The following is a 6,453-nucleotide window of genomic DNA, read 5'->3' on the forward strand; positions in this document are numbered from 1 at the left end:
AGGTCGAGAGGCCGCGCATGCGCATATAGATCAACGGAAGAGCCATGCTGCAAAAACATGTGAGTTTCGGCATTGCCGTCACCGCCTCCCTCCTGGTTGGGACCGCAGCCCTGGGGCAACAAAGCGTGGCGCATCCGGAGACCGTGGACCGCATCCCGCGCGCCCAGATCTTCAACGGTCGCATGAAGTCGCCCGCCAACCTGCCCAATGTCGGCTTCGTCTGGGGCTCCAAGACACCCCTGCGCTCGAACAAGGTGATCGACAGCTTCTACTACCCCAACCAGCGCGATCTCAACCGCGCCCATACGGCGGAATGGTACAAGGCCAATCATCCCAGCTGGATCACCTATCAATGTGATCAGCAGACGCCCTCCTTCGGCTACACCTATTCCTGGGGTGCCTATGCGCCGCTGGACACCAGCAATCCCGAGGTGCGCCAATATCTCTTGAAGACCTATATCGAGCCGGCCTTGGCCAAGGGTTATCATTCCATTGCCTTCGACAATGTCGCCCTGCCCAACACTGACAAGCGCTGCGGTGTCTGGCGCGACGGCAAATGGGTGCAGCTTTTCAGCGGGCAGTCACGGGATCCGGCTCATACCGCCCAGAAGCTCGATTATATCGGCTGGCTCGCCAAGGAAATCCATCAACGCGGCGGCCTGATCGCACTGAATGCCAAGATCGACCCCAAGCAGCCCGACGAGACCAAGGCCCTGATCAATCTCGCCGATATCTGGGTCGATGAAGGCGGCTTCAGCGACAGCTGCCGGCGCCGCATCACCGACGACGCCTGGCGTCTCAAGCGTGAGTTGATCCAGCAGCGCAAGGATCGGGCCTATGTCTCGATCAACTACACTTGCACGAACGGCTCCGCTCCCCCCGACAACGCCGAGTTGTCCTGGATCGTCGCCAGCTTCCTGGTGAACCGCAACAATCGCAGCTATCTCGCCGTATTGCCGCAGAAGGACACCGGGCGCTGGGTCGAATATCCCAATCTCGATCCGCCTGTCGGGCCTCCCACCGGCGCTTCCCAGCTTCAGGGCACAACCGCCTGGCGCAACTACCAGCGCGGCTATGCTGCCGTGAACTTCTCGGACCGGGAATCGGCCACGGTCCAGCCGCCCGCCGGCAGCTGGCGCGATCTGTCCGGCCAGGCGGTCAACGGTCCGATCGAACTCAAGCCGCGATCCGGCGTGGTGCTGCTCCGGGCGGAAGGTTGATCGCAGCAGCACCGGCCGATACGGGACGTTCGACATGAAAATAGCCGGCTTTCAGCCGGCTATTTTCATTGATTTTCTGCAGACAGGATCAAACGGACCATTATCTCCCGGGGAGCCCGGACGGCTCGCCCGCGCTCCCCGGAGCTTTTTCTTCAGCCCTTGGTCTTGGCCGCCTTTTCCGCCTTCTTCTTGGCGCGATAGGTCTTGGCCCAGCCATCGATCCCGACCTGTCGGCCACGGGCCACCGCCAGGGCATCGGCGGGCACATCCCGGGTGATCACCGAGCCGGCGCCGATATTGGCGTTATCCCCGATCGTCACGGGTGCCACCAGGGCCGAGTTGGAGCCGACGAACACGCCCGCACCGATATCGGTGCGATGCTTGAGATAGCCGTCATAATTACAGGTGATGGTGCCCGCACCGATATTGGCCTCGGCCCCCACCCTGGCATCGCCGATATAGCTGAGATGGCTGATCTTGGCGCCCCTCTCCACGCTTGCCGCCTTGACCTCGACGAAATTGCCGATCTTGACCTCTTCGGCGAGGTCGGCGCCCGGCCGCAGCCGGGCAAAGGGGCCGACCGAAGCGCCACTGCCGACATGCGCACCTTCCAGATGGGAGAAGGCATGGATCACCGCGCCGCTCTCGATAGTCACGCCCGGACCGAACCAGCAATTGGGTTCGATCACCACGTCATTGCCGATGCGGGTGTCATGGGAGAGGAACACGGTTTCGGGCGCGGTCATGGTCACGCCGTCGCGCATGGCGGCGGCACGCAGGCGCGACTGCATCACGGCCTCCGCCGCGGCCAGTTGCAGGCGATCGTTCACGCCCTGCACCTCCTCCTCGGCGATAGGGCGGGCGACGGCCCGGAGCCCTCGCCGATGCGCGATCTCCGCTGCGTCGGTGAGATAATATTCGCCCTTGGCATTGGCGTTGCCGATGGCTTCGAGCAGAGCAAGGCCATGCTCGCCGCTGAGGGCCATCAGGCCGCCATTGCAAAAGCCGACAGCCTTCTGCTGAGGCGTGGCATCCTTTTCCTCGACGATGGCGGTGAGCGCATCGCCTTCGACGATCAGCCTGCCATAGCCGGTAGGATCGGCCGCATGGAAACCGAGCACGGCGACACTGGCGCCATCCGCCAAGGCTGCCTTGAGCGTCTCGATCGACTGCGGACGCACCAGCGGCGTGTCGGCATAGAGCACGATGATGTCCTTGCCATCAGCCAGGGCCTCCTTCGCCGCCAGCACGGCGTGACCCGTGCCCTTGCGCTCGACCTGGGTGAACACGGCACAGCCGGGCAGTTCCTTCTGGGCGACCTTGGCGACATCCTCCCGGCCGGGGCCGACGACGACGGCCGCGTCGGTGATGCCGGCCTGCTTCACGCTCGCCAGGACATGGGCCAGCATGGAACGGCCGGCGATGGCATGAAGCACCTTCGGCAGTGACGATTTCATGCGGGTGCCTTCACCTGCGGCGAGGATGACGGCTAGGGTCGGTCGAGACATATCATGATCCGTATATGTTGCGATAAGTTGCCCGCGCTCTGCGAGATGTTCGGTATCAGTTGAACGAACGACAGTTTCAGTGTCAGAGCGGCAGGGTTACGTCATTGACGGGAACACTCCTGTCCTTTCATCATGACGTTTGTGTGATTCTTCGATCGAATCCTGGGGCTTTATAAAGTTCCAGCCATCGGCGATCAACGCAGGCCTGCTCAGGGAGAGCGACGGTAGAAAGCCTATCGACGAGGATCGTGTCAGAAATGCAGTCGGGCGAAGGTACGGCGGATGATTAATTCGCGGCCGGAACCGAGCAGCTCAGATCGCCCTCCTCGCAGTTGAGATAGGTCTTGAAAGTCTTGATGCGATCCTTGGTCAGGCCATCGCGGCACTGCGTCACCGCCAACGGATAGAGGGTGCCACCGGTGACACCGGCACTTGAAAAATTGCATTCGGCGTCGCGAAAGGTGACCCAGGCTCTTTGCGCCGCGACCAGCAATTTCGTTTTATCCGCATCACCGTTCAGGCGTTTCTGGATCTGCCTGTAGAGGGTGTTGAGCTCACCATCGGACGCCTTCAGCGATGTGCTGGCACATTGATTCAAGGCAGCCTCGTCACTGGCATTGGCGCAGTTCCCGGCCGCGAGGGCCGACCCTGCCGTGGAGAGGAGCGCAAGTCCTACCACAGTGGTTCGCATCAGGTCGGATAGCCGCATGGCCGTTCTCCTTGAAATGACAAGGTGATCGTGAAGATACGCCAGCTTCTCATAGATTACGGCTGGAGGCATCGGGCCGGTACGACGGTAGCGCCGTTCATCAACAGAAAGGGTCTTTTCGCTTCGCCGAACTGGCGAATTCGGGAGCAATTTGCGCCAATCCGCCGCGGCCGGCGCAAAGGCCAGGTTGCATAAAGCAGTTGACACGCCTCCAAATACTGGCATCTTGTATACCAGAAAAATCAGAAACAGGGCGGAATCTCCATGACCAGAATGCGAGCAATCGACGCCGCCGTCAGGGTGCTGGAACGCGAGGGCGTGGTGTGCGCCTTCGGCGTGCCGGGCGCTGCGATCAACCCGCTCTATTCGGCCATGAAGGCACGCGGCTCGATCAACCATTACCTTGCCCGCCATGTCGAAGGTGCCTCACATATGGCCGAGGGCTACACCCGGGCCAGGGCCGGCAATATCGGCGTCTGCATCGGCACCTCCGGCCCGGCCGGCACCGACATGATCACGGGCCTCTATTCGGCGGCGGCCGATTCCATTCCGATCCTGTGCATCACCGGCCAGGCGCCGCGCGCCCGCCTCTACAAGGAAGATTTCCAGGCCGTCGACATCGAGGCCATCGCCAAGCCCGTCACCAAATGGGCCGTCACCGTGCGTGAGCCGGCTCTGGTGCCGCGCGTGTTCCAGCAGGCCTTCCACCTGATGCGCTCGGGCCGCCCCGGCCCTGTGCTGATCGACCTGCCCCTCGACGTGCAATTGGGCGAGATCGAGTTCGACGACGAGAGCTATGCCCCGCTCCCCGTCTACAAGCCGGTGGCGACGCGGCTCCAGGCCGAGAAAGCCATCGCGCTCCTGCAGACAGCCGAGCGCCCGCTGATCGTGGCAGGCGGCGGCATCATCAATGCCGATGCCTGCGACAAGCTCGTCGCTTTCGCAGAACTAACCGGCGTGCCTGTCATCCCGACCCTGATGGGCTGGGGCACCATTCCCGACGACCATCCTCTGATGGCCGGCATGGTCGGCCTGCAGACCAGCCATCGCTACGGCAATGCCACGCTACTCGCCTCCGATTTCGTCTTCGGCATCGGCAATCGCTGGGCCAACCGCCACACCGGTTCGGTGGAGGTCTACACCAAGGGCCGCAAATTCGTGCATGTCGACATCGAGCCGACCCAGATCGGCCGGGTCTTCAACCCGGATCTCGGCATCGTCTCCGATGCAGGCGCTGCCCTCGATCTCTTCCTTGACGTGGCCCGTGACCTACAGGCGCAGGGCAGGCTCAAGGACCGCTCGGCCTGGGCCGACGAATGCCGCGGGCGCAAGAGCAGCCTGCATCGACGCAGCCATTTCGACAATGTGCCGCTGAAGCCCCAGCGCGTCTATGAGGAGATGAACACCGCCTTCGGCCGGGATGTCTGCTACGTCTCGACCATCGGCCTGTCGCAGATCGCCGGCGCCCAGTTCCTGCGCGTGCACCACCCGCGCCACTGGATCAATTGCGGCCAGGCCGGCCCGCTCGGCTGGACCATTCCCGCCGCGCTCGGCGTGCGAGCCGCCGATCCCGACAGGGAGATCGTGGCCCTGTCCGGCGACTATGACTTCCAGTTCCTGATCGAGGAACTGGCCGTCGGCGCCCAGTTCAAGCTGCCCTATATCCATGTCGTGGTGAACAATGCCTATCTCGGCCTGATCCGCCAGGCCCAGCGCGGCTTCGACATGGATTTCCAGGTCCAGCTCTCCTTCGAGAACATCAACGCGCCGGACCTCGAAAGCTATGGCGTCGATCATGTCGCCGTCGCCGAAGGGCTCGGCTGCAAGGCGATCCGGGTCCGCAGTCCCAACGAGTTCGGCCAGGCCTTCGAGAAGGCCCGCGAATGGATGCGCGAGCATCAGGTGCCCGTCGTGGTCGAGTTCATCCTCGAGCGTGTCACCAACATCGCCATGGGTCCGGAGATCGACGCGGTCACCGAGTTCGAGGACATCCTCGACCTGCCCATCCGGTCGGAAGCCGTCGCGGCCGAATAGCCGGCTACCGCTTCATCCCACGCCCACGTCCCTGCCGAGGAAACCGTTCCTCGATCGGACAGCCTCGTCCTCAATTCGCCTGAACCGGGAAGCCAGCCATGCCCCGATTTGCCGCCAACCTCACCATGCTGTTCAACGAAGTGCCGTTCATGGAGCGCTTCGCGGCAGCCGCCCGCAATGGCTTTTCGGGCGTGGAATATCTGTTCCCCTATCCCTTCGCGGCGGCCGACCTGGCCGCGGCGCTGAAGGAGCACAAGCTCACCCAGGTCCTGCACAATCTGCCGGCCGGCGACTGGGCGGGTGGGGAGCGCGGCATCGCCGTGCTGCCCGACCGCAAGGCCGAATTCCGCGAGGGCGTCGCCCAGGCCATCACCTATGCCAAGGCGCTCGACTGCAAGCTGGTCAACTGCCTGGCCGGCATCGCACCTGCCTCCGTCGATGCGGGGCAGGCAAGGACCACCTTCGTCGAGAACATCGGCTATGCCGCCGGCGAGCTCAAGAAAGCCGGCATCCGCCTGGTGATCGAGGCGATCAACACCCGTGACATTCCCGGCTTCTTCCTGACCAACACAAGCCAGGCCGCCGAGATCATCGCCGAGACCGGCTCGGACAATATCGGCCTGCAATACGACATCTACCACATGCAGATCATGGAAGGGGACCTCGCCCGCACCATCGAGAAGCACCTGCCGCAGATCTGGCACGTACAGCTGGCCGACAATCCCGGCCGCAACGAGCCGGGCACCGGCGAGATCGCCTATCCCTTCCTCTACCAGTGGCTCGACCAGCTCGGCTATGCCGGCTGGATCGGCTGCGAATACAAGCCCAAGGGCGAGACGGAAGCGGGTTTGGGTTGGCTGAAGGCCACGCGCTGAATCTATCAGGACGTTCCCCTTCTCCCCTTGCGGGACTCCGCAGTTCCTGCGGAACCGCTAGGGGTCCCGGCAGGGGGATGAGGGGTCTTGCGATCCCATGCCGGTGT

5 protein-coding genes are annotated in these 6,453 nt (G+C 63.2%); 3 read left to right on the forward strand and 2 right to left on the reverse strand.

Annotated elements, in window-relative coordinates:
• The first annotated feature begins 44 nt into the window (after positions 1-44).
• Positions 45-1,220 (forward strand): endo alpha-1,4 polygalactosaminidase, encoded by a 1,176-nt coding sequence (locus ACTJKX_RS34920; RefSeq protein WP_440728126.1) that lies wholly within the window; start codon positions 45-47, stop codon positions 1,218-1,220.
• Between the two features lie 152 nt (positions 1,221-1,372).
• On the opposite strand, the gene glmU is transcribed toward ACTJKX_RS34920, so the two are convergent.
• Together glmU and ACTJKX_RS34930 are read right to left on the reverse strand one after the other, a co-directional pair.
• Positions 1,373-2,728 carry a bifunctional UDP-N-acetylglucosamine diphosphorylase/glucosamine-1-phosphate N-acetyltransferase GlmU gene (gene glmU, locus ACTJKX_RS34925; protein WP_440728127.1) on the reverse strand — a complete coding sequence of 452 codons (1,356 nt, stop codon included), beginning with the start codon at positions 2,726-2,728 and terminating at the stop codon, positions 1,373-1,375.
• Between the two features lie 286 nt (positions 2,729-3,014).
• On the reverse strand, positions 3,015-3,437 hold the full coding sequence (locus tag ACTJKX_RS34930) for a lysozyme inhibitor LprI family protein (protein WP_440728128.1): 423 nt from the start codon (positions 3,435-3,437) through the stop codon (positions 3,015-3,017).
• A gap of 264 nt (positions 3,438-3,701) precedes the next feature.
• Between ACTJKX_RS34930 and gcl the strand changes: the two genes are divergently transcribed.
• Positions 3,702-5,471: a glyoxylate carboligase gene (gene gcl / locus ACTJKX_RS34935; RefSeq protein ID WP_440728129.1), complete on the forward strand. Its 1,770-nt coding sequence runs from the start codon at positions 3,702-3,704 to the stop codon at positions 5,469-5,471.
• Positions 5,472-5,569: 98 nt separating this feature from the next.
• Entirely contained in the window at positions 5,570-6,346 is a 777-nt protein-coding gene (gene hyi, locus ACTJKX_RS34940) for a hydroxypyruvate isomerase (RefSeq protein ID WP_440728130.1), read from the forward strand.
• Positions 6,347-6,453: the final 107 nt, after the last annotated feature.

Origin of the sequence: Labrys sp. 22185 (assembly GCF_052045555.1) — a bacterium.
GTDB classification, from domain to species: Bacteria; Pseudomonadota; Alphaproteobacteria; order Rhizobiales; family Labraceae; genus Labrys; species Labrys neptuniae.